17 protein-coding genes are annotated in these 24,975 nt (G+C 67.6%); 5 read left to right on the top strand and 12 right to left on the bottom strand.

From position 1 onward, the window contains the following. Positions 1-25: 25 nt before the first annotated feature. From EON91_RS03940 to EON91_RS03915, 6 genes are all read right to left on the bottom strand, one after another. Complete coding sequence (locus EON91_RS03940) at positions 26-952, bottom strand: aldo/keto reductase (RefSeq protein WP_292091751.1); 927 nt, start codon at positions 950-952, stop codon at positions 26-28. Then, positions 952-1,194: a BolA family protein gene (locus EON91_RS03935; protein WP_292091750.1), complete on the bottom strand. Its 243-nt coding sequence runs from the start codon at positions 1,192-1,194 to the stop codon at positions 952-954. Before EON91_RS03935 ends, EON91_RS03940 begins: the two co-directional genes overlap by 1 nt. A 67-nt stretch (positions 1,195-1,261) precedes the next feature. Further along, entirely contained in the window at positions 1,262-1,789 is a 528-nt protein-coding gene (locus EON91_RS03930) for a GNAT family N-acetyltransferase (protein WP_292091748.1), read from the bottom strand. Next, positions 1,786-2,523, bottom strand: a complete 738-nt coding sequence (gene radC, locus EON91_RS03925; protein WP_292091747.1) for a DNA repair protein RadC — start codon at positions 2,521-2,523, stop codon at positions 1,786-1,788. The genes EON91_RS03930 and radC overlap by 4 nt, the downstream gene beginning before the upstream one ends. A 28-nt stretch (positions 2,524-2,551) precedes the next feature. Continuing rightward, on the bottom strand, positions 2,552-3,373 hold the full coding sequence (gene map, locus EON91_RS03920) for a type I methionyl aminopeptidase (protein ID WP_292091746.1): 822 nt from the start codon (positions 3,371-3,373) through the stop codon (positions 2,552-2,554). 94 nt (positions 3,374-3,467) lie between these two features. After that, the gene (locus EON91_RS03915; RefSeq protein ID WP_292091745.1) at positions 3,468-4,205 is read right to left on the bottom strand and encodes a carboxypeptidase-like regulatory domain-containing protein; all 738 of its coding nucleotides are present in this window, start codon (positions 4,203-4,205) and stop codon (positions 3,468-3,470) included. A 285-nt stretch (positions 4,206-4,490) separates the two neighbouring features. On the opposite strand from EON91_RS03915, the gene EON91_RS03910 reads away from it, so the two are divergent. Then, positions 4,491-5,786: an outer membrane protein transport protein gene (locus tag EON91_RS03910; protein WP_292091744.1), complete on the top strand. Its 1,296-nt coding sequence runs from the start codon at positions 4,491-4,493 to the stop codon at positions 5,784-5,786. A gap of 78 nt (positions 5,787-5,864) precedes the next feature. Here the strand turns inward: EON91_RS03910 and EON91_RS03905 are convergent, their stop codons facing one another. Together EON91_RS03905 and EON91_RS03900 are read right to left on the bottom strand one after the other, a co-directional pair. After that, complete coding sequence (locus EON91_RS03905; protein WP_292091774.1) at positions 5,865-7,337, bottom strand: DEAD/DEAH box helicase; 1,473 nt, start codon at positions 7,335-7,337, stop codon at positions 5,865-5,867. Between the two features lie 344 nt (positions 7,338-7,681). Further along, positions 7,682-8,344 (bottom strand): DUF1345 domain-containing protein, encoded by a 663-nt coding sequence (locus EON91_RS03900; protein ID WP_292091743.1) that lies wholly within the window; start codon positions 8,342-8,344, stop codon positions 7,682-7,684. A 122-nt stretch (positions 8,345-8,466) separates the two neighbouring features. Here EON91_RS03900 and EON91_RS03895 point away from each other — a divergent pair, with 122 nt between their 5' ends. The 4 genes from EON91_RS03895 (at position 8,467) to EON91_RS03880 (ending at position 16,093) form a co-directional block, all read left to right on the top strand. Further along, the gene (locus EON91_RS03895; RefSeq protein ID WP_292091742.1) at positions 8,467-10,617 is read left to right on the top strand and encodes a malate synthase G; all 2,151 of its coding nucleotides are present in this window, start codon (positions 8,467-8,469) and stop codon (positions 10,615-10,617) included. A gap of 69 nt (positions 10,618-10,686) precedes the next feature. Further along, complete coding sequence (locus tag EON91_RS03890; RefSeq protein WP_292091741.1) at positions 10,687-11,568, top strand: ABC transporter ATP-binding protein; 882 nt, start codon at positions 10,687-10,689, stop codon at positions 11,566-11,568. 10 nt (positions 11,569-11,578) lie between these two features. Continuing rightward, complete coding sequence (locus EON91_RS03885; RefSeq protein ID WP_292091740.1) at positions 11,579-15,154, top strand: M1 family aminopeptidase; 3,576 nt, start codon at positions 11,579-11,581, stop codon at positions 15,152-15,154. 81 nt (positions 15,155-15,235) lie between these two features. Beyond that, positions 15,236-16,093, top strand: a complete 858-nt coding sequence (locus EON91_RS03880; RefSeq protein WP_292091737.1) for a Ku protein — start codon at positions 15,236-15,238, stop codon at positions 16,091-16,093. On the opposite strand, the gene EON91_RS03875 is transcribed toward EON91_RS03880, so the two are convergent. The 4 genes from EON91_RS03875 to EON91_RS03860 all read right to left on the bottom strand — a co-directional run bounded on the left by EON91_RS03875 (position 16,090) and on the right by EON91_RS03860 (position 24,945). After that, a complete protein-coding gene (locus tag EON91_RS03875; RefSeq protein WP_047413801.1) occupies positions 16,090-16,272 on the bottom strand; it encodes a DUF3606 domain-containing protein in 183 nt (60 codons plus the stop codon). The genes EON91_RS03880 and EON91_RS03875 overlap by 4 nt on opposite strands. A 118-nt stretch (positions 16,273-16,390) precedes the next feature. Next, complete coding sequence (gene ligD, locus EON91_RS03870; RefSeq protein ID WP_292091735.1) at positions 16,391-18,946, bottom strand: DNA ligase D; 2,556 nt, start codon at positions 18,944-18,946, stop codon at positions 16,391-16,393. 54 nt (positions 18,947-19,000) lie between these two features. Continuing rightward, a complete protein-coding gene (gene gltB / locus EON91_RS03865) occupies positions 19,001-23,515 on the bottom strand; it encodes a glutamate synthase large subunit (protein ID WP_292091773.1) in 4,515 nt (1,504 codons plus the stop codon). Then, on the bottom strand, positions 23,515-24,945 hold the full coding sequence (locus tag EON91_RS03860) for an NAD(P)-dependent oxidoreductase (protein WP_292091734.1): 1,431 nt from the start codon (positions 24,943-24,945) through the stop codon (positions 23,515-23,517). Before EON91_RS03860 ends, gltB begins: the two co-directional genes overlap by 1 nt. Positions 24,946-24,975 lie beyond the last annotated feature (30 nt).

Below are 24,975 nucleotides of genomic sequence, written 5' to 3'. Positions count from 1 at the left end.
GGCGACGCGGCCTCACGCCGCGCCCTCAGGCTGCGGCCGTGCCGACGCGGGCCATCTCGATCTGGGCCGCCAGGCCTGGCGGCAGGTCGCGATCAGGCACCAGCGCCAGAGTATTCAGCCGCACATCATCGGCGGCCTTCACCAGCACGCTGGAGACCGAGGGCTCCAGCATCGCATAGGCCAGGCAGATTTCTTCGGCCGTCCAGTTGGGCGTCCGGTTCAGGAAGCCGAACGCGTCCCTGGCCGTCATCGCCGCCGCCTGTTCGGCCGATGGCGCGCGGCGGGTAAAGCCGAACAGGCTCTTCTTCTCGGGCTCGGGCGCCGTTGGGGCGGCCTGCGGCGCAGCGAAGGTGGCGGGCTGATAGCCATAGGCGAAGATGGCCATGTCCTGCTCGCGGGCGGCGCGCATCCGTCCCCGGATCGGCCACTGCGAATTCATGTGATACGGCGTGGCCAGCACGTCGAAGGCGTTGGTCGAGACATAGGTGTCCATCACCTCACCGTCGCCTGACACCCCCAGCAACCTTACCCGCCCATCGGCGCGCAGGGCCTTCAGCGCGTTCAGCGAGGTCTGCGGCAACTCATGCTCGCCCGGCTCGTCCAGCAGCGCCACGTCGATCCAGCCCAGGCCCGAGGCGTGCAGGGTGCGATCGATAGCCGAGGTCATGCCTTCGGCCGAGAAATCGCGCTCCAGCGCCCGACGTCCGTCGCCATTGCCCAGGTTCAGGCTGATGCAGACCAGCCGCCGCTCGACCTGACGCAGCGCCTGACCCACGACCTCCGCCAACACCGGATCGGGCGTTTCCAGACGATAGGCGTTGATGCCCGCCTCCAGCGCCGAAAAGATCAGCTGTCGCGCCGCTTCCGGCCCTTGGGCCAGGGTGTCCGCGCCCAGGCTCAGCGTGACCGACGACACCGCCGCGCCCGATTTTCCGAACGGCCGATAGCGCATCAGCCACCCTCGGCGGGGGCGGATGTCTCCAGCGCCAGGGCGTGCAGTTCGCCGCCCATCTGACCCTTCAGTGCAGCATAGACCAGTTGGTGCTGTTTCACCCGCGACAGACCGGCGAATGCGGTCGAGACGATGCGCGCGCGATAATGATCCCCGTCACCGGCCAGATCCTCGATCGCGATCACCGCGTCGGGAAAGGCGTCGGCCAGATGGGCGCGCAGGGTTTCGACGGGCATCGGCATGGGTCGTTGGGGCTCCGGCTGTTCAGGCTCAGAATGCAGCATAAACCTTAATGAGCGGAAACGGCGATCAGCCGCCCATCGGCCGCTGGAACAGGGTCACCGCCGACCCCTTGTAGGTCGTGTCGGCATAGGTGGCGTATCCGACGCGCCCGGCCAGCCGGATCGACGGCGCGTTGTCCGGTGAGATCATGCAGACCGTGCGCGACGCCTTCAGCGCCGTGTCCGCCCATTGCAGCGCCGCCTGCAAGGCCTCAGCCGCCAGCCCCTGACCCTGGAAGCGCGGCGCCAGGCCCCATCCCAGTTCGGGCGCGTTCAGGGCCGGTTCGACCTCGCGTCGGAAATCCAGCACACCCACGCTGCCGACATAGTCGCCGCTGTCTCTTAGTCGGATGGTCCAGTTGCCGTGACCCAGCGCCGTCCAATGCCCTATGTCACGCAGCAGCCGATACCAGACGTCCTCGGCCGACAGCGCATGCCCCATGATGAAACGGGTGAAATCCGGGTCGGCCCACAGGGCGCACAGCTCTTCGAAATCGCCCACGGCTTTCGGCATCAGAATCAGGCGTTCGGTGGTCAGGATCGGTCCGGCGGTCACATCAGTCCCAGTTGCTTGAAGCTGGCCACGCCTTCGCGGCCGACGATCAGGTGGTCGTGAACGGCGATGCTCAGCGACTGCGCCGCCTCGATCACCTGGCGGGTCATGTCGATGTCGGCTCGACTGGGCGTCGGGTCGCCCGACGGATGGTTGTGCACGATGATCATGGCGCTAGCCGACAGCTCCAGCGCCCGGCGCACCACTTCGCGTGGATAGACGGGCGCATGGTCGACCGTGCCCCGGTTCTGGATCTCGTCCAGGATCAACTGGTTCTTCTTGTCCAGATACAGCACCCGGAACTGCTCGCGCGGTTCATGCTGCAGCGACAGCCGCACATAGGCCAGCAGCGCCGTCCAGGACGAGATGACGGTGCGCCGGTTGGCCTCTTCCTTGGTCACCCGCCGCGCGACTTCATGCAGGGCGGCGATATCCAGCGCCGTCTCGGCCCCGACGCCTTTCGAGCGCCCGCGCGAATCCTCGGCGCGAACGGTCATCAGATCCTCGACCGAGGCGGCCAGAACCGCCGCCAGCGATCCGAACCGGCCCAGCAGCGCCTTGGCGATCGGTTTTACGTCACCCTGCGGCTGGCTGCGGAACAGGAACAGCTCCAGCAACTCATAGTCCGGCAGGTGATGGATGCCCGCGCCGCGTGCGCGGTCACGCAGCCGTTCGCGGTGACCGGCATGATGCGGCTTCGTCGGCTTGGCCGGCGTGTCGGGCGGTTGATCGATCATGCGCCTCCCCAGGGAAGCGCAGCCTATCCTAGAATTGCGGGCGGAACAGGCCCTGCGGCGAGGCGGTGAAGATTTCGATCCCGTCCTCGGTCACGCCGATGCTGTGCTCGCACTGGGCCGACAGCGACTTGTCGCGGGTCACGGCGGTCCAGCCGTCCGACAGCACCTTCACCGCCGGCTTGCCCAGGTTCACCATTGGCTCGACGGTGAAGAACATGCCCGGCTTCAGCACCGCGCCTTCGCCCCGGCGGCCATAGTGCAGGACGTTGGGGCTGTCGTGGAAGACTCGCCCGATGCCATGGCCGCAGAAGTCGCGCACCACGCTCATCCGCTGCGCCTCGACATACTGCTGGATGGCCCAGCCGATGTCGCCGAATGTATTGCCCGGCTTGATCTGGGCCAGGCCCTTCTCCAGCGACTCATAGGTCACGTCGATCAGCTTTTTGGCCCGGGCGTTGACGTTCCCGACCGCGTACATGCGGCTGGAATCGCCGTGCCAGCCATCGACGATGACGGTGTGGTCGATGTTGACGATGTCGCCGTCCTTCAGAACCTTGTCGCCCGGAATGCCGTGGCAGACGACGTGGTTGATCGAGGTGCAGATCGTCCTGGTATAGCCCTTGTACCCCAGGCAGGCGGGGACGGCGCCGTTGTCCAGGGTGAACTCCCGGATCAGGTCGTCCAGCTCGCCGGTGGTCACACCCGGCTGGACGTGCGGCGTGATCATGTCCAGCGCCTCGGCCACCAGACGGCCCGCCTTGCGCATACCCTCGAAGCCTTCGGCGTCGTGGATGCGGATGGCGTTCGACCGGGTGAAGGTGTCGGTGTCCAGCTCGGGGGTCTCGTACATATCGGTCCAGGGGCAGGGGAGGCGGGGCGAAAACGGCCCGCGCCGTCAGATGGCCATTGTAGCACGGAACCTCAAGCCCGGTCGAACCGGCGGGTCAGCGCGCCTTCACATCCACCCGCAACTGATAGATGCCCGGTCCGGTGCGCTCGAAATTGGCCCGGTAGCTGGCGCCCCACTGATAATCCTGACGCGGGGTCAGCGGCTGGCTGACCATCATCGGACGGCCGTTATGGCGCGCGGTGATCTCGTAGATCTGGGGGCGCAGGCCGGTGACGACATAGCCTTCGCCGGTGTTGCGCAGGCGGCGCGTGATGGTCTCGCCGCCGGCGACGGGCCGCAGGGTCAGCTCCACCTCGGCCAGATCGGTGTAGTCGCCGATGGCGGAGGTGACCAACACCATGGCGCCCGTTCCATAGGCGTTGTCCTCGGTCTGCTCGGTGAATTTGACCGAGAAGTTCCGCACCGCGCCGACATTGCCCGCGAACGGCGCGTCGTCATTCGGCGTCAGGTCCATCATCATCGAGCCGTTGGCCGTGCTCACCCGCGCCTTCGCATAAACGGTCCAGGTGCCCAGCCGGTCGGCGACGTGGATGCTGTACCGGCCGTTGGCGTCGGTGCGGGCGCTGCGCGAATAGCTGACGTAATAGGTGCTCTGCCCATACTGGGCGGTGATCTGCGCGCCCGCGACAGGACGTCCCGCCTCGTCCAGAACCCGGCCGGTCACATAACCTGCGCGAACGGACTGGTAGGCCGACGCTTTGCCATGAACAGCCGTCACGACCATGGCGCAAACAAACGCCGCGAGGGCGAGGATCAGAATTCTGGGGGACATGTCTGGGGGCTCCGGGTCTTTACCGACGCGCAGACATGACGTCGGAACATCAGCCCCGCGCGGCGTTTGCGACGAAGGGCCGCCCGGCTGCGGCGAAGCGCCCCTGATCCTTGCGGCGACGAAGGCGTCGACACATATCCGCCACAGCCGGGTCTGATTTCAGACAGCGGGCGCCGCCGTCGGCAACCCTCTGGCTTGATGCACTTTCCCGCATCCCAAGACGACTTCCTCCCCCTACGTCGCGTCGCTGTTCGGCGAGCGACGGTCGATAAGTGAACGTTGATTATGTACCAAGTCCTCCCCCGATCCAGCCGCGTCCTTCTGGCCGGTATTCTGATGGCCTCCGTGGCCGCTCCGGCTTTCGCCGGCTCGTTTTATCTTCAGGAACAGTCGGTGCGCGGCGCGGGCCGCGCCTATTCGGGCGAGACCGCTGATCGCGGCGTCTCCTCGCTGTGGTGGAACCCGGCTTCGATCGCGCGCAGCGGCCGTGAGCTGTACTTCGGCGCTCATGGGCTGAAGATCGACTCCAACGTCGACAACGCCGGCTCGACCATCACCTATGCCAACGGCGCCGTCGTCCCGGTCCAGGGCCAGGACCACAACATCGACCCGATCGAGAGCGGCCTGGCGCCCAATTTCGCCTTCGCCACGCCCATCGGCGACCGGTTCGCCGTCGGCCTGTCACTGGCCGCGCCGTATAATTTCACGACCAAATATCAGCCGACCAGTTTCGCCCGCTACGACGCCCTGACGTCCGAGCTGCGCACCGTCGACGCCGGCGTGACTGTCGCCATGCGCGTCACCGACTGGCTGGATGTCGGCGCCGGTTTCAACGGGCAGTATGTGAAGGCCAAGCTGACCTCGGCCATGCCGGGCGTATCGCCCCTGCTGCCGGACGGCTCGTCCTCGCTGGAAGGCGACGGCTGGGACTATGGCTGGAACGTCGGCGCCCAGGCGCACACCGGTCGCTGGGATTTCGGCCTCAGCTACCGGTCGGAAATCGCGCATGAGCTGGACGGCGACGTGAACGTCGTCCTGACCGGTCCGCTGGCGCCCAACAGTGTCTCGTCGTCCGGCGTCGCCAGCTTCAACACCCCGTGGTTCGCCTCGGCCTCGGTCCGTTATGCGGCCACCGACCGCCTGACCCTGAACGCCCAGGTCAACCGCATCGGCTGGAGCGAGTTTCAGGCCATCACCGTCGACTATCCCGGCGGCGGCGACGTGATCCATCAGAGCTACAAGGACGTGACCACCGGCGCGATCGGCGCCGACTATGCGGTCAATGACAAGCTGACCCTGCGCGCCGGCGTCGGCTATGATCCGACTCCGACGCAGGACGCGCTGCGCACGGCGCGCATCCCCGACGCGGACCGCTGGCTGTTCTCGGTCGGCGGCTCGGCCGAAGTGCGCGAGGGCGTTACCGTCGATGCGGGCCTGACCTATATCGCCTTCAGCGACAGCGACATCCACGACGACCGCACCTTCTACGCCGGCACGCCCGTCGAGACGGTGTCGAACCTGCGTGGCACGGCCGAAGGTTCGGGCGTGGTCGCCTCGATCGGCGCGCGCTGGGCCTTCTGATCCCCAGCGACAGCCTGACATGAAAACGGCGGCTCCCTTGCGGGAGCCGCCGTTACTTTTGGTCGCTCAGGCGGCGTATCAGCCCTGCGGCGCATAGCCCTTGCCGCCGTTCGACGGGCGACGACGCGGGCGGCGCTTCATCTCGCCGACCGGCTTGGCCTCGGCCGACGGCGCGGCGCGAACCGACGAACGGGCGCGATCACCCGACATCGGATCATAGACCGCCGCCGGACGATCCGCGTGGTGCGTCCGGTCGCGCTGGGCGCCACCCTTGCGCTGGCGATGGGGCTGGCCGCCACCCTCCGGCTTGACGCCGTCGCGGTGCGGGTTGCGGTTGCGGCCGCGGCCCTCGCCCTGGGGACGACCTTCGCGTTCGGGCAGGGTGGCCTTCTTGTTGACGCCGGCCGCCATGATCGAAGCGTCCAACTGGCCCAGCGCCTTGTCGTTACGGCGGTCGATGGCCGGGATTTTCTGGCGCGTGACCTTCTCGATGTCCTTCAGCAGCTTCATCTCGTCGCCGGCGACGAAGCTGATGGCGGTGCCATCCTTGCCCGCGCGGGCCGTCCGGCCGATGCGGTGGACATAGGCTTCGGGCACATAGGGCAGCTCGAAATTCACGACGTGGGTGACCTTGTCCACGTCGATGCCGCGGGCGGCGATGTCGGTGGCGACCAGCACGCGCAGCTTGCCGTTCTTGAAGGCCTCCAGAGCGCGTTCACGCTGCGGCTGGCTCTTGTTGCCGTGGATGGCGCCGGCCTCGACGCCGCCGGCTTCCAGATAGGCCGCGACCTTGTCGGCGCCGTGTTTGGTCTTGGTGAAGACCAGGCAGCGCGTATAGGCCGGATCGCTGAACAGCTCGGTCAGCAGGGCGCGCTTGCGGCCCTGTTCGACGTGGATCACCGACTGCTTGATACGCTCGACCGTGGTGGCCTGCGGCGTGACCTGGACCTTGACCGGGTCCTTCAGCAGTTCGCCCGCCAGCTTGCCGATCTCGGACGGCATGGTGGCCGAGAAGAACAGGTTCTGGCGCTTGGCCGGAATGCGGCTGACGATCTGGCGGATCGGCTTGATGAAGCCCAGGTCCAGCATCTGGTCGGCCTCGTCCAGGACGAAGATTTCCGTCGACGACAGGTCCAGCGTCTTCTGCTGCAGGTGGTCCAGCAGGCGGCCGGGGGCGGCGACTAGGACATCCAGGCCCTGTTGCAGCGCGCGTTCCTGCGGGCCGTACTTCACGCCGCCGAAGATCACGGCGACGCGGAAGCCCAGATGGGCGCCGTATTGCTTGAAGCTGTCGGCGATCTGGGTCGCCAGTTCGCGCGTCGGCGACAGGATCAGGGCGCGCGTGGTGCGCGGCTTGGGCGCGATACGGTTCTCGGCCAGACGATGCAGGATCGGCAGGGCGAAGGCTGCGGTCTTGCCGGTGCCGGTCTGGGCGATGCCCAGCAGGTCCTTGCCCAGCATGACGTCGGGGATGGCCTTGGCCTGAATCGGCGTCGGATTGACGTAGCCGGTCGTTGCCAGAGCCTGAAGGAGAGCCTTGTTCAGGCCCATGGATTCAAAGGTGTTGCTCACGGAGAGTCTTTCACATGCGACGAAGCGCAGTCCCTGCATGCGTCGGATCGGGAAGGCGAAAGCCTTCTGACCGCACGCCACAAGAGAGACGCCTCGCCAGTCCCGATGGGGCCTCAGATGAAGCCTTCGGGGTGGATCGGGCGCCGCCCCGCGTGTCCAGGCAGCGAATGAATTCTTGAGTAGCCGGCGACCGTGCCCAGTCAGGTCTTCGTATCAGCAGAAGACCCACACGCGCTGGAGGCGCCGGAGATCGCGATTGTGCGATGCAGCGCAGATGGGCCTCAACTACGGCCAAGTCAAGGCTGAGGCGCTCGAAGGCGCCTTCAGCCCAGCAGTCCCGCCGCCAGATTGACGGTCAACGCCAGGATCACGGTATTGAAAACAAAGGCGATCAGGCTTTGCAGGGTCGAGACTTGCCGCAACCGTCTGTCGGAGATCTGGATATCCGCGGTCTGGTTGGCGACGCCGATGATCAGGGCGAAATGCAGGAAGTCCCAATAGTCGGGCTCGTCCTCCCCCGGAAAGATCAGGCCGCCGCGCTCGGCCCGGTCATCGTCGGTGGGGCCGTAAAAGCCGTGAGCGTAATGCAGCGCAAAAATGACGTGGACGAAGGCCCAGGACAGGGCGACCGTCAGTAGGGGAGCCGTCACGGTTTCGACCGAGCCATGCCGCCCGCCGACTGCCTCGGCCAGCACAACCGCCACGCTGGCGGCCGCCGCCACGACGCTCAGCGGCATGACCCAGCCGCCCGCCTGATCCAGGGCGGCGGCGCGGCGACGGATCGCCTCGGCCGAACGGGCCCGCGCCATCCGCGACAGGGTCAGCACCAGGAACAGCGCCACCCCCGCGTCCCACCCCAGCGCCGCACGGGTCGCTCCATCCCACGGGACCGGCGCGAAAAGGCCCACACCCAGTCCGACCATCGCCGAGACGACCAGTGGGCCATGCAGTCGAAAGAAGCCATGCGGGGCGGACGGCGTGCTCATGACCGTCAGTCTGATCCCACTTGGGAAGAGACGAAAGGGCCACGCTTTTCCCTCGACTTCCGTGACGTCATCACGGAATGTTACAGCCGCGTCCGCCTCCCTGCGGACGGGGGACGGATGCCATGAGCGGATACGAAGCGCGGGCGGGCCTGCAGGTCGCCTCGGAACTGATCACCCTGATTGAGGGCGAGGCGCTTCCGCCGCTGGGGATCGAACCGGCCGCCTTCTGGGCCGGGGTCGCCGCCGTCTTCGCCCGCTTCGCGCCGCTGAACCGCGACCTGCTGGCGCGGCGTGATGATCTGCAGGCCCGGATCGACGCCTGGCACGCCGAGCGACGGGGGCGTCCCTATGATGTCGCGGCGTCCGAGGCCTTCCTGCGCAACATCGGCTATCTGGTCGACGAACCGGCGCCGTTCGCGGTCGGCACGACCCGCGTCGATCCCGAGATCGCGACCTTGGCCGGGCCGCAACTGGTGGTGCCGGTGCTGAACGCCCGCTTCCTGCTGAACGCCGCCAATTCGCGCTGGGGCAGCCTGTATGACGCCCTGTACGGCACGGACGCGCTGTCGCCTCCCGATCCGACGCATCGCGGTTATGATCCCGCGCGCGGCGCTCAGGTCATCGCCTACGCCAGGGCGTTTCTGGATCAGGCGGCGCCGCTGGCGACCGGCTCGCACGAGGCCGTCACGGCCTATCGCATCGAAGGCGACGCCCTGGTCCCGGCGCTAAAGGACCCTTCGCAACTGATCGGCTGGATCGGCCCGGCCCAGTCGCCGTCGTCCGTCCTGCTGAAGCATAACGGCCTGCATCTGGAGCTGGTGATCGACCGCGCCCATCCAATCGGTGCGACAGACCCGGCCGGGCTGGCCGACGTGGTTCTGGAATCCGCCCTGACGACCATCGTCGATCTGGAGGACTCGGTCGCGGCCGTGGACGCGCAGGACAAGGCCGCGGCCTATCGCAACTGGCTGGGCCTGATGCGCGGCGACCTGTCGGCGCAGTTCCAGAAGGGCGGTCAGACCCTGACCCGCGCGCTGGAGGCGGATCGTCGCTGGACGGCGCCAGAGAGTGGATCAGGGGCGGGGGAGCCGGTCCTGCCCGGCCGCAGCCTGCTGTTCGTGCGCAACGTCGGCCATCTGATGACCACCCCAGCCGTGCTGCTGGCCGACGGGGCCGAGGCGCCCGAGGGCATGCTGGACGCCATCGTCACCAGCCTGATCGGTCTGTTCGACCTGCGGGGTCTGAGCGCCCATCGCAACAGCCGCGAAGGCTCGATCTACATCGTGAAGCCCAAGATGCACGGGCCGGACGAGGCCGCCTTCACCAACGCCCTGTTCGACGCGGTCGAGGATCTGCTGTCCCTGCCGCGTCACACGATCAAGGTCGGGGTGATGGACGAGGAGCGCCGCACCAGCGCCAATCTGGCCGCCTGCATCCACGCGGTGCGTGACCGCATCGTGTTCATCAACACCGGCTTCCTGGACCGCACGGGGGACGAGATTCACACCGCCATGCAGGCGGGCCCGGTGGTGCGCAAGGCGGACGTGAAGACCAGCGACTGGATCGCCGCCTATGAGGCGCGCAACGTCGCCATCGGCTTGTCTTGCGGCCTGTCGGGTCGGGCCCAGATCGGCAAGGGCATGTGGGCGGCGCCCGACCGCATGGCCGACATGCTGGCGCAGAAGGCGGCCCACCCCCGGACCGGCGCCAACACCGCCTGGGTCCCCAGCCCGACCGCCGCGACCCTGCATGCGCTGCACTATCATCAGGTCGACGTCTTCGCCGTGCGCGAACAGGTGGCGAAGCAGCCGACGCCGGGTCTGACGCCGCTGCTGACCCCGCCGCTCGCCGATGGTCGCAACTGGTCGGAACAGGAGATCGCCGACGAACTGGACAACAACGCCCAGGGTATTCTGGGCTACGTCGTGCGCTGGATCGATCAGGGCGTTGGCTGTTCCAAGGTGCCGGACATCCACGACATCGGCCTGATGGAGGACCGGGCGACGCTGCGCATCTCGGCCCAGCACATGGCCAACTGGTTGCTGCACGGCGTCTGCACCGGGGTTCAGGTCGAGGCGGCCCTGCTGCGCATGGCGGCCAGGGTGGACGCCCAGAACGCGGGCGACCCGCTGTACCGCCCCATGGCGACCGCCCCCAACGACAGCCTGGCCTTCCAGGCCGCGCGGGCGCTGGTGTTCCAGGGCGTCGAACAGCCGAACGGCTATACCGAGCCGCTGCTGCACGCCTTCCGCCGTCGCGTTAAGGGGACCTGACCGATCGGTAACTTGCCCCGGCGCCGCCTGACCCCCTAACGTCTTCACGTCTGCAAACGGGGATCGGGCATGCTCAGCATCAATCAACTGACTCACGTCTACGCCAACGGCACCAAGGCGCTGGACGATGTCAGTCTGGAGATCCCCACTGGCATGTTCGGCCTGCTGGGTCCCAACGGCGCGGGCAAGTCGACGCTGATGCGCTCGATCGCCACGCTGCAGACCCCGACCTCTGGCGCCATCCGCTTCGGCGACATCGACGTGATCCGCGAGCCCGAGAAGCTGCGCCGCACCCTCGGCTATCTGCCCCAGGATTTCGGCGTCTATCCGCGCGTCTCGGCCTACGACATGCTGGACCACATGGCCGTGCTGAAGGGCGTCGCCTCGGGCAAGGAGCGCAAGGACACGGTCGAGAGCCTGCTGAACCAGGTCAATCTGTGGAGCGTGCGCAAGAAGGCCCTGGCCGGTTTCTCGGGCGGCATGCGCCAGCGCTTCGGCATCGCCCAGGCCCTGATCGGCAATCCCCGCCTGATCATCGTCGACGAGCCGACCGCCGGCCTCGACCCGGAAGAGCGCAACCGCTTCCTGAACCTGCTGGCCGAGATCGGCGAGAACGTGGTGGTCATCCTGTCCACCCACATCGTCGAGGACGTGGCCGACCTGTGCCCGCGCATGGCCGTGCTGGCCGGCGGCAAGATCCAGCTGGAAGGCGCGCCCGCCGACCTGATGCAGCGCCTGGACGGCCGCGTCTGGAAAAAGACCATCGACAAGGAGGCGCTGGACGATCACCGCGCCCGGCACGAGGTCATCTCCACCCGACTGTTCGCGGGCCGCACCGTGATCCACGTTCTGGCCGACAAGCGCCCGGGCGACGGGTTCGAGCCGGTCTCGGGCGGACTGGAAGACGTTTATTTCTCGACCCTCAGCGCCTCGCGCCGCGTCGCCGCCTGAGGTCCGCATCATGTTTGGAAAAGTCGCGGCCTTCGAGCTCCGCTATCAACTGCGCCAGCCCGCCTTCTGGGTGATCTTCTGCCTGTTCGCTCTGCTAGGCTTCGGCCTGGTGGCCAGCGAGAACGTGTCCCTGGGCACGGGCGGAAACGTGCACAAGAACGCGCCTTTCGCGCTGGTTCAGGCGCACGCCGTCTTCAACATCTTCTATATGCTGGCGACCACGGCCATCGTGGCTAACGTCGTCGCGCGTGACGCCACGACCGGCTTCGGCCCCATGATCCAGACAACCCGGATCAGCAAGGGCGCCTATCTGTACGGCCGCTTCTTCGGCGCCTTCGCCGCGGTGGCCCTCAGCTTCCTCAGCATCAGCCTGGGCATACTGCTGGGCACGCTGATGCCGTGGGTGGACCCCGAGACCCTGGGCGCCTTCCGGCCCGGCGACTACGCCTATGCCTATCTGGTGATGGGCCTGCCGGGTCTGTTCCTGACCTCGGCCATCTTCTTCGCCCTGGCGACCGTGACGCGATCGATGATGGCGACCTATGTCGGCGTGGTCGCGGTCTTCATCCTGTATCTGGTGACCACCAGCGTCTTCGGTCCCAAGCCCGAGCTGGAGACCATCATGGCCTGGGCCGAGCCGTTCGGCATCGGCGCCTATGAACTGGTCAGCCGCTACTGGACCGCCGCCGAGCGCAACACCCTGAATGTACCCCTCGAGGGCGTGTTGCTGTGGAACCGTTTGATCTGGATCGCCGTCGGCGCTTTGTTCCTGGCCGCCGCCTATGCCTTCTATCGTCCCGCCGCCCGGGGTGCGAAACTGAAAAAGGCCGACCGCCTGCGCGCCCTGGCTGACAAGGAAGCGGTCGCCCCCACGCCGTCCGGCCCGCTGCCGACGCCCAGCTATGGCTTCCGTTCGGGCTGGGCCCAACTGATGAAGCGCACCGGCTTCGAAATGGCCCTGGTGTTCAAAAGCCCGGCCTATCTGGTCCTGCTGCTGATGGGCTTCGCCTTCTCCATCGCCGCCCTGGCCTTCAGCGGCGAGATGTATGGCGCACCGATCCTGCTGGTCACCCGCGTGGTGATCGAGACGCTCAGCGGCTCCTTCGCTCTCGTGGTCATCATCATCGCCATCTACTATGCGGGCGAGCTCGTCTGGCGGGACCGCGACCGCAAGATGCACGAGATCATCGACGCCTCGCCGACGCCGGACTGGACCTTCCTGGTTCCGAAGACGCTGGCCCTGATCGCGGTTCTGGCCTCGACCCTGCTGGCGGCTGTCGTGGCCGGGGTCATCGTCCAGACCTTCAAGGGCTACACGACCTATGAACTGGGCCACTATCTGGCCTGGTACGTCTGGCCCCAGGCGATCAGCTTCAGCCTGCTGGCCGTGCTGGCGATCGTGGTCCAGTCGTTGTCGCCGAACAAGTTCGTCGGCTGGGCGATCATGGTCGTCTATCTGATCGGCACGATCGTGCTGACCAATCTCGGCTTCGACCATCTGCTCTATCGCTATGGCGCGACGCCCGCCGTGCCCTTGTCGGACATGAACGGCACGGGCGATTTCGCGACTTTCGAGGCCTGGCTGTCAGCCTACTGGGCCGCCTTCGCGGTTTTGCTGCTGGTGGGCGCCTTCGCCCTGTGGCGGCGCGGGACCGAGACCCGGCTCAAGCCCCGACTGATGCGCGCGCCCCTGCGTCTGAAGGGACCGGCGGGCCTGATCGGCGGTGTCGCCCTGGCGGCCTTCATCGGCCTGGGCGCCTTCGCCTATCTGAACACCAACGTCTGGAACGAGTATCGCAGCCGCGACGATATCGAGCTGTTGCAGGCCGATCTGGAAAAGACCCTGCTGCGCTATGAGGACACGCCCCAGCCGGCGGTCGTCTCGGTCAAGCTGGACCTGGATCTGCATCCGCACGACCCGCGTCTGGTCACCAAGGGGTCCTATCTCATCGAGAACAAGACCGCCCAGCCGCAGACCGAAATCCACCTGCGCTGGAACGACGATCTCGAGATGACGCGGCTGGACGTCCCGGGCGCGCGTATCGCCCGCGAGTGGCCTGAGTTCCGCTATCGCATCTATCGTTTCGACCGGCCCCTGCTGCCGGGCGAGCGCCGCACCATCACCTTCGAGACAGTGCTGGCGCAGCGTGGTTTCAAGAACAGCGGCAACACCACCCGGCTGGTCGACAACGGGACCTTCGTCAACAACGGCGAGTTCGCCCCCTCTATCGGCATGAGCCGCGACGGCCTGCTGCAGGACCGCACCAAGCGCCGCAAGCACGGCCTGCCGGCCGAGCTGCGCATGGCCAAGCTGGAGGATGCGTCGGCCCAGGCGAAAAACTACGTCGGGGTCGATTGGGTCAACGCGGACATCACCGTCATCACCGATGCGGACCAGACGCCCATCGCCCCCGGCTACAAGGTGTCGGACCAGACGAAGGACGGCCGTCGCACGGCCCGCTTCGTCACCGAGGCGCCGATCCTGCATTTCTTCTCGGTGCAGTCGGCCCGCTATGAGGTGCTGGAACAGGCGCACAACGGCGTCCAGCTGGCCGTCTATCACGACGCGGCCCACGCCCGGAACGCGCCGCGCATGATCAAGGCGATGCAGACGGCGCTGGACTATTACCAGACCGCCTTTGGTCCCTATCAGTTCCGGCAGGCGCGGATCATCGAGTTCCCGGCCTATGCCAGCTTCGCCCAGGCCTTCGCCAACACCATGCCGTACTCCGAGGGGTTGGGCTTCATCGCCGACTTCTCGAACCCGGAAAAGATCGACTACGTCACCTACATCACAGCTCACGAAGTGGGCCACCAGTGGTGGGCTCACCAGGTGATCGGGGCGGACATGCAGGGCGCGACCGTCCTGTCCGAAACCCTGGCCCAGTATTCGGCCCTGATGGTGATGGAAAAGACCTACGGCGCCGACCAGATCCGCCGCTTCCTGAAGTACGAACTGGATCGCTACCTGCGCTCGCGCAGCGGCGAAACGATCGAGGAACTGCCGCTCGAACGGGTCGAGAACCAGCAGTATATCCACTACCAGAAGGGCGGCCTGGTCATGTACCTGCTGCGCGACCAGATCGGCGAGGATGCGGTCAACCGCGCCCTGCGCCGGGTGATCCAGCAGTACGCCTTCAAATCGGCGCCTTATCCGCGCTCGCTGGACCTCGTCGCCGCCCTGCGGGCAGAGGCCCCGGCCGACAAACAGGCCCTGATCACCGACCTGTTCGAGAAGATCACCCTGTATGATGTGAAGACAAAGTCGGCCACGGCCACCAAACGCGCCGACGGCCGCTGGGACGTTACGGTCACGGTTGAGGCGCGCAAGCTGTATGCCGACGGCCAGGGCGTCGAGACGCCGGCGCCGCTGGCCGAAACCTTCGACGTCGGCCTGTTCACCGCCGAGCCGGGCAAGCGCGCCTTCGACCGTGCCGATGTGGTCGCCCTGGACCATCGCCCCCTGCGCAGCGGCACCCAGACCTTCCGCTTCGTCACGACCAAAAAGCCCGCCTTCGCCGGCGTCGATCCCTACAACAAATGGATCGACCGCAACTCCGACGACAACGTCGTCAAGGTGGACTGAGGTCTGAATCTCCTCCCCGGAGACGGGGAGGAGAACGACTCGCCTTCACCCGCGTTCTTCCGCCGTTACGGGAGACGAAACATGGCTGCGCGACCCACATGGCAAGGGCATCTGAAGCTGTCGCTGGTGACCTGTCCGGTCGCCCTCTACACGGCGACGACGCGGGCCAACGACATCAGCTTCCACCTGATCAATCCCGAGACCAACAACCGCATCCGCATGATCACCACCGACCCCGACACCGGGCCGGTCGAGCGGTCCGATCTGGTCAAGGGCTATGAGGTGTCCAAGGACGAATACGTCCTGTTCGACGACGCCGACTTCGACAAGGTCAGGGTCGAAAGCACCCGCACCATCTCGATCGACAAGTTCGTGGACGAAAAAGACATCGACCGTCTGTATTGGGACGATCCCTTCTACGTCGTGCCGGAAAAGGGCGTCGGGGCCGAGGCCTTCGCCGTCATCCGCGAGGCGATGAAGAAGGCGGGCAAGATCGCCCTGGGCCAGCTGGTCCTGCGCGGCAAGGAGCGTCAGCTGGCGCTCGAGGTTCGGGGCAAGGGGCTGGTCGCCTACACCCTGCGCGCTAACGAAGAAGTGCGCGACGCCGACGACTTCTTCGACGACATCCCGGTGGTGAAGGCCGACAAGGACATGGTCGAGATCGCCGCCCGCATCATCGGCCAGAAGGAAGGCGACTTCGACCCCGCCGACTTCCGCGACACCTATGACGAGGCCCTGCGCGAAATGATCAAGGCCAAGCAGAAGGGTCAGAAGATCGTCGCCGCCCCCGAACCCGACGATACCAACGTCATCGACCTGATGGAGGCGTTGCGCGCCAGCCTGAAGGGCTCGGCCTCACCCCGCCGCGCGCCCGCCCCACGCAAGACGGCGGCCAAGGCCCCCGCGAAAAAGGCGGCCCCGCGCAAGAAGGCGGGCTAGCGCTTCTTGCCCAGTTCGGCGGCGATATCCTTGGTCATGCGGCCGACCTTGCGGTGGGCGGCGGTGATCTGGTCGCGTGTCACGCCCCAGCGCTTCATCCAGTATTCGACCGCCTGACGCTCGGACAGGTCCAGCCGGTCCTTGTCGATAAAGCCGCGCTTGTCCTTCAAGCCCGCCATGGGGTCGTCCTTCGCTGTTCGGAGGCAGGGTAGCACACATCAAGCGCGCGGCTCTCAAAGCCGTCATCCTCGGGTCAAGCTCGAGGATGACGGCGCGAAGATGAGATGGCTGAGCTGATCACCACAGCCCCATCTTCTTCAGCGCCGGCTTCAGCGGCGCGGCCGAGGCGTGGAAGTTCTTCCACGGATCCGCCTTCTTCAGCAGGGCTTCGGCCGTCCGCAGATTGAACGTCTTCGGGTCCAGCCCCGTCTTCACCTGGCTCCACGCCAGCGGAAACGCGATCCCGGCGCCCGGCCGTGCGCGCGGCGACCACGGCGCGACCGCCGTCGCCATCCGGCCGTTGCGCAGATAGTCCAGGAAGATCTTCCCGCCCCGCGCCTTCTTGGCCAGGGTGGTGGTGAAGCGGTCGGGCTGGTCCGTCTTCATCGCCTCGCTGACCGCTCTGGCGAAGGCCTTGGCCTGGTCCCATTCGACCCGGCTGCGGGCGTCCGCCTTGATCGGCACGACGACGTGCAGCCCCTTGCCCCCGGTCGTCTTGACGAAGGGCGTCAGACCCAGCGCCTCCAGCCGGGGCTTCAGCTGTTTCGCCGCCGCGATCACATCGTCGAAATCCAGCCCTTCGTCGGGGTCCAGGTCAAAGGTGATCTGGTCCGGCGTCTCCGGATCGCCCGGCCTGGCGCCCCAGGGATGCAGCTCCAGCCCGCCCGACTGGCCGATGGCCACCAGACCGCCGACGTCCGTCACGCCGACATAGGGTTTGCGCTCCTTCACATCGATGAGTTTCAGGCGCGGATTGTGGCCCGGCATGGCGTGGCGCTGAAAGAATTTCTCGCCCTCGATCCCGTCCGGCGCGCGGATGATCGACACCGGCCGGTCGGCGACATGGGGCAGGAGGCGCTCGGCCGCCATCTCGTAATAGCGGGCCAGCTCGCCCTTGGTGATCGGCGGATTGCCGTCATGCGCGGGCCACAGCACCTTGTTGGGGTTCGAGATCGTCACCCCCGCCACGACCAGCTTGCCTTTCGCCGCCTTGAGCGCGCCTGCCGCGGCGGGCGCCGAGGCAGGCGGCTGCGGTTCGGCCGTCACCTCGTCCGCCGGCTTGTCCTCGCGCAGACCCTTGTAGGCCGCCTGCCGGACCGAGCCGGTGTCGGTGATGCCCGCGTGTTCGATCTCGGCCACCAGCACCGGTTTCAGCCAGTGGATGTCCTTGCCGCCTTTCGGCGCGCCCTTGCCGGTGAAGGGGCTCTTTGTCGCCGCCTCGCGTTTCAGCGCGGGCAGCAGGGTCTTGCTCAACACCGCCGAAAAACCGGTGCCGACCCGGCCCATGTAGCGCAGGCCGTCCTCGTCCCGCACGCCGACCAACAGCGACCGCAGTCGCGCCCCGCCCTCGGACGACCAGCCGCCGATCACCACCTCGTCCCGACCCCGGCATTTGGACTTCAGCCATGACGCGGTCCGACCCGAGCGATAGGGATCGTCCAGCTTCTTGGAGATGACGCCTTCCAGATCCATCCGACAGGCGCTCAGCAGCACCGCCTCGCCGGAGCTGGCGAAATGATCGACGAAGCGCAGGTTCGGCCCCGCCTTGCCGACCCGGTCGACATAGGCCTGCAATCGCGCCTTGCGGTGCGACAGCGCCTTGGGACGCAGATCCTCGTCCCCCTCGAACAGCAGGTCGAAGGCGAAATAGATCAGCTCGTCGGTCTTCCCCTCCGAGATCGCCGCCTGCAGGGCCGAGAAATGCGGCATGTGATCGTCATCCAGCGCGCACAGCTCGCCGTCGATCACTCCGTCGGGCCAGGTCGCCGCCTGTTTCGCCAGCGCCGGAAACCGGTCGGTCCAATCCAGTCCGTTGCGCGTCCGCAGCACCGCCTTGCCCCCTGCGACCGAGACCTGGATGCGATAGCCGTCGAACTTGATCTCATGCACCCAGCCCGCGCCCGGCGGCGGATGATCCACCACCTTGGCGAACTGGATGGGCACGAAGGCGCGCGGCCTGGCGGATTTCGACGCCGCCGCCTTACTTACCTTCGGCTTGGGCGGCGCCTTGCGCCCCGTCGCTTTGGACGATGTCCACTGGGCTTTGCCGTCCGCGATCTCGGCCAGGCTGCGACCCGTCGTGACCGAGGCGTCGATCTCGGCCAGGGCGTCGCCCTCGCCCGCCACGGCGTGCTCGTCCTTCTCCTTGATCAGCAGCCAGTTGGCCCGCTTGGAGGGTTTGCCGCGGTCCGACTTCAGCCGGATCAGCGCCCATTTCCCTTTCAGGCGCTCGCCGTCCAGCACCATCTTGATCTGGCCCTTCTTGAAGGCCGCCTCCAGATCGTCCTCCTGCGGCGTCCAGGTGCCGACGTCCCACATCTGGACCGTTCCGGCGCCATAGTTGCCGGACGGAATGGTCCCCTCGAACCCGCCGTAGTCCATCGGGTGGTCCTCGACCTCGACCGCCAGCCGCTTGACGGTCGTGTCGCGCGACGGCGCCTTGGTCACGGCCCAGGACTTCAGCACCCCGTCGACCTCGATGCGGAAGTCATAGTGCAGCCGCGTCGCCGCATGGCGCTGGATCAGATAGCGCAGGCCGCTGTTGCGTGCCTTCTGCTTGCGGCCCTTCGGCTCCGGCGTGACGCCGAAGTTCCGCTTGGCCTGATAGGTTTCCAGTTCACCGCGCGCCGCCATGAGGGCTCAACGCCGCAGGACGGCGAAGGCTTCATTCGTCGGGCAGCGGATACGTCAGGCCAACTGGGCCAGCCTGACATCAGTTTCGGCCGCCTCGGCAGCGACGACGGTTTTCGGCGCGATGCGGACGAAGCGGGGCAGGCCATTGTCCCAGTCCGCCAGCAACCGCCGCGCCAGAGGCGAGCCTGTCGCGCCCGCATGCGCCTCGACCAGCGCGCGCAGGCGGTCGGTCGCATCCGTATCCATCACGGCCACAGCCGCCAGATCGCCGTTCAGCGCACGCGGAACCACGCCAGCCGGATCCAGAACGAACAGTTCGCCACCGCTCATCCCCGCCGCCAGGTTCCAGCCCACCGGTCCCAGCACCACGACACGCCCGCCGGTCATATATTCGCAGCCGTGCGCGCCCAGTCCCTCGACCACCGCCTGGGCGCCCGAGTTGCGGACCCCGAACCGCTCGCCCGCCGCCCCCGCGACGAACAGCCGACCCGAGGTCGCGCCATACAGGGTGGTGTTGCCGCAGATCTGCTGGCCTTCGCGCCATTCGGACGGCCGCACATGGATGTCGGCGCCCGACAGGCCCTTGCCGACATAGTCGTTCACCTCGCCCGTCACATCCAGGATCAGCCCCTTGGCGCCGAATGCGCCAAAGCTCTGCCCGGCGATGCCTTCCAGTTTCAGCTTCAGCCGGCCCTGCGGACCCTGCGGCCCGAATTTGCGCACGATGGCCGAGGACACGCCCGCCCCTGCCGTGCGCTGGGTGTTGTTCAGCGGGTACGACAGCTCCAGCGTCTGGCCCCGCTCCAGGAAGGCGCGGGCGTCCTTCAGCACCTGGGCGTCCAGGCTGTCGGGCACCTCGCGCCGGACCTTGTCGGCCCAGCGGCCGGGCCGATCCACGTCCACCTTCACCAGCAGCGGGTTCAGGTCCAGGTCGTCCAGATGCGTCCCGCCGCGCCGCGTCTGGCGCAACAGGTCGGTGCGGGCCACGATCTCGTCGATGGTCCGCGCGCCGATGGACGCCAGGATTTCGCGCACCTCTTCGGCGATGAAGGTGAACAGGTTGACCACCTTCTCGGGCGTGCCGGTGAATTTGGCACGCAGCCGCTCATCCTGCGAACAGACGCCGACGGGGCAGGTGTTGGAATGGCACTGCCGCACCATCAGACAGCCCATGGCGATCAGGCCCGCCGTGCCGATGCCGAACTCCTCGGCCCCCAGCAGAGCGGCCATCACCACGTCGCGGCCGGTGCGAATGCCGCCGTCGGTGCGCAACGACACGGACGAGCGCAGATGGTTCAGGCTCAACACCTGATGCGCCTCGGCCAGGCCGATCTCCCACGGCATGCCGGCGTGCTTGACCGAGGTCTGGGGCGAGGCGCCGGTGCCGCCGTTGTGGCCGGCGATCAGGATGGCGTCCGCCTTGGCCTTGGCCACGCCCGACGCAATGGCGCCGATGCCGGTGGCCGACACCAGCTTCACCGTGACCTTGGCGTCCGGATTGATCGCCTTCAGGTCATAGATCAGCTGCGCCAGGTCCTCGATCGAATAGATGTCGTGGTGCGGCGGCGGGCTGATCAGGGTCGTGCCCGGCACCGCATGGCGCATCCGGGCGATGAATTCGGTGACTTTGAAGCCGGGCAGTTGCCCGCCTTCGCCGGGCTTGGCGCCCTGAGCCACCTTGATCTCGATCTCGCGGCACTGGTTCAGATATTCAGCCGTGACGCCGAACCGGCCCGACGCGACCTGTTTCACGGCCGAGTTGGCGTCGTCGCCGTTGGCGCGGGGGACATAGCGTTCCGGATCCTCGCCGCCTTCACCGGACACGGCGCGCGCGCCCATCCGGTTCATGGCGATGTTCAGCGTCTCGTGCGCCTCGGGCGACAGGGCGCCCAGCGACATGGCCTGCGACAGGAAGCGGCGGCGGATGTCCGAAACGCTCTCGACCTCATGCAACTGGACCGGCGTCAGCCCGTCCTTGAAGTCCAGCAGATCGCGCAGCGCCAGGTCCGGCTGCTCGCGCACGGCCTCGGAATATTGCTTGAACCGCTTGTAGTCGCCCCGGTTCACCGCATCCTGCAACAGGTGGATGGTCCGGGCGTCGTGCGCATGCGCCTCGCCCCCCGCGCGGATGCGGAAGAAGCCGCCCATGGACGGCGAGGGGACCGCCTCGCTCCACGCCACCGTGTGCCGCCGCCGCGCCGCCTGCTCCAGTCCGGCCAGACCGATGCCCGAAATACGCGACGACGCGCCGGGAAAGAACTCGGCCGCCAGCGCTCGCGACAGGCCCAGCACCTCGAACTCGCACCCCCCGCGATAGGCCGAGATCACGCTGATCCCCTTGCGCGCCAGCACCTTCAGCAGGCCTGCCTCGATCCCGTGCTTGTAGTTCAGACAGGCGTCGTGCAGCGACAGCGCGCCATAGGCGCCGCGATCCAGCCGTTCCTGGAACAACTCCTGCGCCAGCCACGGATTCACCGCCGTGGCCCCGACACCCACCAGCACCGCAAAGGCGTGGGGGTCCAGCGTCTCGGCCGACCGCACCACCAGCGAACAATAGCTGCGCAGGCCCGCATCGATCAGGCGCCCGTGCGTCCCCGCCGTGGCCAGGATCATCGGCGCCGCCAGCCGTTCGGCCGAGGCATGCTCGTCCGTCAGCACGATCAACGTCGCCCCGTCCCGCGCCGCCGCCTCGGCCTCGTCACGAATACGATCCAGCGCTGTGCGCAGGCCCGCGCCCGCACGGTCGTCCGTCGCGGGCAGGGGATAGGTGCAGTCGATCACCGCGGTCGAGCCGTCGGCCACCACACCCAGCAGCCGCTCGTACATGCCGGTCGTCAGCACCGGGCTGTCCAGCACGAAGACCTCGGACTGGGCCGCGTCCTGGGCCAGGATATTGCCCAGGTTCTTGAACCGGGTCTTCAGGCTCATGGCGCCGGTCTCCCGCAGGGGGTCGATCGGCGGATTGGTGACCTGGCTGAAATTCTGACGGAAATAGTGGGCCAGCGGGCGCGGCAGGCTGGACAGGACGGCGGGCGGCGCGTCATCGCCCATGCTGCCCACCGCCTCCTTGCCGTCCACGACCAGCGCGTCCAGCAACAGGTCCAGATCCTCGCGGCTGAAACCGGCCGCGATCTGGCGACGGATCAGGCCCTCGCCGCTGGCGGCGCGCGGCTCGGGTCCGGGGCCGATCAACGGCTCCAGATCGACCATATTGCCCAGCCATTCCTCGTAGGGATGGGCGGCGGCCAGGGCGGCGATCGCCTCGTCCTCGTCATAGATCCGGCCGTGCTTCATATCGACGGCGATCAGCTTTCCCGGGCCGATATGCAGGCGGCGCTTGATCCGTCCCTCGGGCAGCGGGACCAGCCCCGCCTCCGACCCCGCCAGCAGCAGGCCATCCACTGTCTCGACGGCGCGCAGCGGGCGCAGGCCGTTGCGGTCCTTGCCCGCCACGACCCAGCGGCCGTCGACGGCGCACAGGGCCGCCGGGCCGTCCCACGGCTCCATCACTGCGTTGCAATAGGCGTACAGCGCCCGGTGCTCGGCCTTCATCGCCACGTCGTCGCTGGACCAGGCTTCGGGGACCAGCAGCGCCTTGGCCATCGGCGCGGGGCGCCCGGCGTGGACCAGCACCTCGAACACATTGTCCAGCGCGGCCGAGTCCGAGCCCCCCGGCTGGACCACCGGCTTTACCTCGTGATCACGGTCGCCGAATGCGCTGGCGGCCATGCGGATCTCGTGGCTGCGCATCCAACTCAGATTGCCCTTCAGCGTATTGATCTCGCCGTTATGGGCCAGCATCCGGAACGGCTGCGCCAGCCGCCACTCGGGGAAGGTGTTGGTCGAATAACGCTGGTGGAACAGGGCGTATCCCGCCTCGACCGCCGGGTCGTTCAGGTCGACGTACAGCTGGCCCAGCAGTTCGGCCCCCACCATCCCCTTGTAGACGATCGACCGCGCCGACAGCGAACACAGGTAGAAGCCGTTCAGCCCCGCGGCCTGCACCGCCTTTTCGATCCGGCGGCGGCACAGGAACAGCTCCCGCTCCAGCGCCTCTCCGTCGGCGGCCAGCCCTTCCGGCGCCGCCAGCATGATCTGTTCGATCTCGGGCCGCGTCGCCTCGGCCCGCTCGCCCACCACCGACAGGTCCAGTGGCGTCTGCCGCCAGCCATAGATATAGAATCCGGACCGCAGCGCCTCGGTCTCGACGATGGCGCGGGCGTGGTCCTGAGCGCCCAGGTCGGTGCGCGGCAGGAACACCTGGCCGACCGCGATGGGGCCCGGCCGCTGCGTCTGGCCGACGGCCTTCAGCTGCTGGGCGAAGAAGCCCTGCGGAATCTCCAGCAATATGCCGGCCCCGTCGCCCGACAGGCCGTCGGCGTCGACCGCGCCCCGGTGGGCCACGGCCTTCAGCGACTTGATCGCCATCTCCACGATCTCGCGGCGCGGCCTGCCGTCCAGCGCACAGACCAGGCCGACCCCGCAGGCGTCGCGCTCGGACGCGGGGTCATAGGCGCCGGCTTCGACCAGGCGCGAACGGGTTTCGGTGTATTGCGACAGCCAGTCCATCACGCGGCGGCCTCCTCGGTGCGCGCACGCAGATGACGGTCGATTTCAGCGGCGGCGTCCTGGCCGTCACGCACGGCCCAGACCACCAGCGAGGCGCCGCGCACGGCGTCCCCGGCGGCGAACACCCCCGGCAGGCTGGTGGCGAAACCGCCGCGCGCTACCTGCAGAGTGCTCCATTTCGTCAGCACCAGGCCGGGGTCCAGTTGCTCGGTGAACGGCTCGGGCTCAAAGCCCAGCGCCTCGATCACCAGGTCGGCGGGCGCGTCGAAATCGGACCCCGGCACGGGCGCGATGTCGCGCCGTTGACCGGGGGCCGCATCGGTCAGAGCCATGCGCTGCGCCCGCACGGCGGTGACCGCCTCGCCCTTGGACATCAGCGCCTTGGGCGCGGCCAGCCATTCGAAGACGACGCCTTCCTCCTCGGCGTTCTGCACCTCGCGGGCCGAGCCGGGCATGTTCTCGCGGTCGCGGCGATACAGGCAGGTGACGTCGGTCGCGCCCTGACGCACGGCGGTGCGGACGCAGTCCATGGCCGTGTCGCCGCCGCCGATGACGACGACGCGCTTGCCCGCGGCATGGGGCAGGGCAGTGTCCACCACATCGCCCAGATCGCGGCGGTTCTGCGCGATCAGATAGTCCAACGCCGCCGCCGTCGCGCCCGGCCCGCGCCCCGGCACGCTCAGCCCACGCGCCCGATAGACGCCGGCCGCCAGCAGCACCGCGTCGTGGCGCGCTCGCAGGTCGTCCAGCGTCACATCGACCCCGACGTTGCAGTTCAGCACGAACTCGACCCCGCCCTCGGCCAGGCGGTCGGTGCGGCGGCGCACGACGTCCTTCGACAGCTTGAAGCCCGGAATGCCATAGATCAGCAGCCCGCCGGGCCGGTCGTGACGGTCATAAACCGTGACCCGATAGCCCGCCTCGCGCAGGCGGTCGGCGGCGGCCATGCCCGCCGGACCCGCGCCGACGATCCCAACGCTCTGCGCGCGCTCATGCAGGGGGCGGATCAGCTTGACCCAGCCGTTGGCGAAGGCCAGATCGCCCAGATACGCCTCGACCGAGCCGATGGTGACCCCGTTCCAACCGGACTGCTCCAGCGTGCAGGCGCCCTCGCACAGTCGGTCCTGCGGACAGATGCGGCCGCAGATTTCGGGCATGGCGCTGGTGGCGGCGGCGACGTCCCACGCCTCGCGCGCGGCGCCCTCGGCGGTCAGGGCCAGCCAGTCGGGGATGTTGTTCTGCAGCGGGCAGGCGTTCTGACAAAAGGGCACGCCGCAGTCGGTGCAGCGCCCGGCCTGCGCCTGGGCGCCCGTCACGTCAGGCTTGATCGTGATCTCGCCGAACCCGCCCACGCGCTGGCCGGCCGCCTGTTTCGACAGGCGTCGCGGTTCGATGATGAAGGCTCCGGGCGATGAGGGCGTATGCTGCATGGCAATATATGACCGGAAACGCCTTCATCC

The sequence above is a fragment of the Brevundimonas sp. genome (assembly GCF_004210735.1).
GTDB lineage: Bacteria > Pseudomonadota > Alphaproteobacteria > Caulobacterales > Caulobacteraceae > Brevundimonas.
This window is presented reverse-complemented; position numbering and strand designations above follow the sequence as displayed.

What these genes read in the sequence shown, in the direction of transcription:
- ligD (WP_292091735.1), bottom strand. Translation starts at nt 18,946, where the DNA reads ATGGCGGCGCGCGGTGAACTGGAAACCTATCAGGCCAAGCGGAACTTC.
- EON91_RS03900 (WP_292091743.1), bottom strand. Translation starts at nt 8,344, where the DNA reads ATGAGCACGCCGTCCGCCCCGCATGGCTTCTTTCGACTGCATGGCCCA.
- gltB (WP_292091773.1), bottom strand. Translation starts at nt 23,515, where the DNA reads ATGGACTGGCTGTCGCAATACACCGAAACCCGTTCGCGCCTGGTCGAA.
- EON91_RS03885 (WP_292091740.1), top strand. Translation starts at nt 11,579, where the DNA reads ATGTTTGGAAAAGTCGCGGCCTTCGAGCTCCGCTATCAACTGCGCCAG.
- EON91_RS03915 (WP_292091745.1), bottom strand. Translation starts at nt 4,205, where the DNA reads ATGTCCCCCAGAATTCTGATCCTCGCCCTCGCGGCGTTTGTTTGCGCC.
- EON91_RS03935 (WP_292091750.1), bottom strand. Translation starts at nt 1,194, where the DNA reads ATGCCGATGCCCGTCGAAACCCTGCGCGCCCATCTGGCCGACGCCTTT.
- EON91_RS03905 (WP_292091774.1), bottom strand. Translation starts at nt 7,337, where the DNA reads ATGGGCCTGAACAAGGCTCTCCTTCAGGCTCTGGCAACGACCGGCTAC.
- EON91_RS03940 (WP_292091751.1), bottom strand. Translation starts at nt 952, where the DNA reads ATGCGCTATCGGCCGTTCGGAAAATCGGGCGCGGCGGTGTCGTCGGTC.
- EON91_RS03910 (WP_292091744.1), top strand. Translation starts at nt 4,491, where the DNA reads ATGTACCAAGTCCTCCCCCGATCCAGCCGCGTCCTTCTGGCCGGTATT.
- EON91_RS03895 (WP_292091742.1), top strand. Translation starts at nt 8,467, where the DNA reads ATGAGCGGATACGAAGCGCGGGCGGGCCTGCAGGTCGCCTCGGAACTG.
- EON91_RS03860 (WP_292091734.1), bottom strand. Translation starts at nt 24,945, where the DNA reads ATGCAGCATACGCCCTCATCGCCCGGAGCCTTCATCATCGAACCGCGA.
- EON91_RS03875 (WP_047413801.1), bottom strand. Translation starts at nt 16,272, where the DNA reads ATGGCGGGCTTGAAGGACAAGCGCGGCTTTATCGACAAGGACCGGCTG.
- radC (WP_292091747.1), bottom strand. Translation starts at nt 2,523, where the DNA reads ATGATCGATCAACCGCCCGACACGCCGGCCAAGCCGACGAAGCCGCAT.
- EON91_RS03880 (WP_292091737.1), top strand. Translation starts at nt 15,236, where the DNA reads ATGGCTGCGCGACCCACATGGCAAGGGCATCTGAAGCTGTCGCTGGTG.
- EON91_RS03890 (WP_292091741.1), top strand. Translation starts at nt 10,687, where the DNA reads ATGCTCAGCATCAATCAACTGACTCACGTCTACGCCAACGGCACCAAG.
- map (WP_292091746.1), bottom strand. Translation starts at nt 3,373, where the DNA reads ATGTACGAGACCCCCGAGCTGGACACCGACACCTTCACCCGGTCGAAC.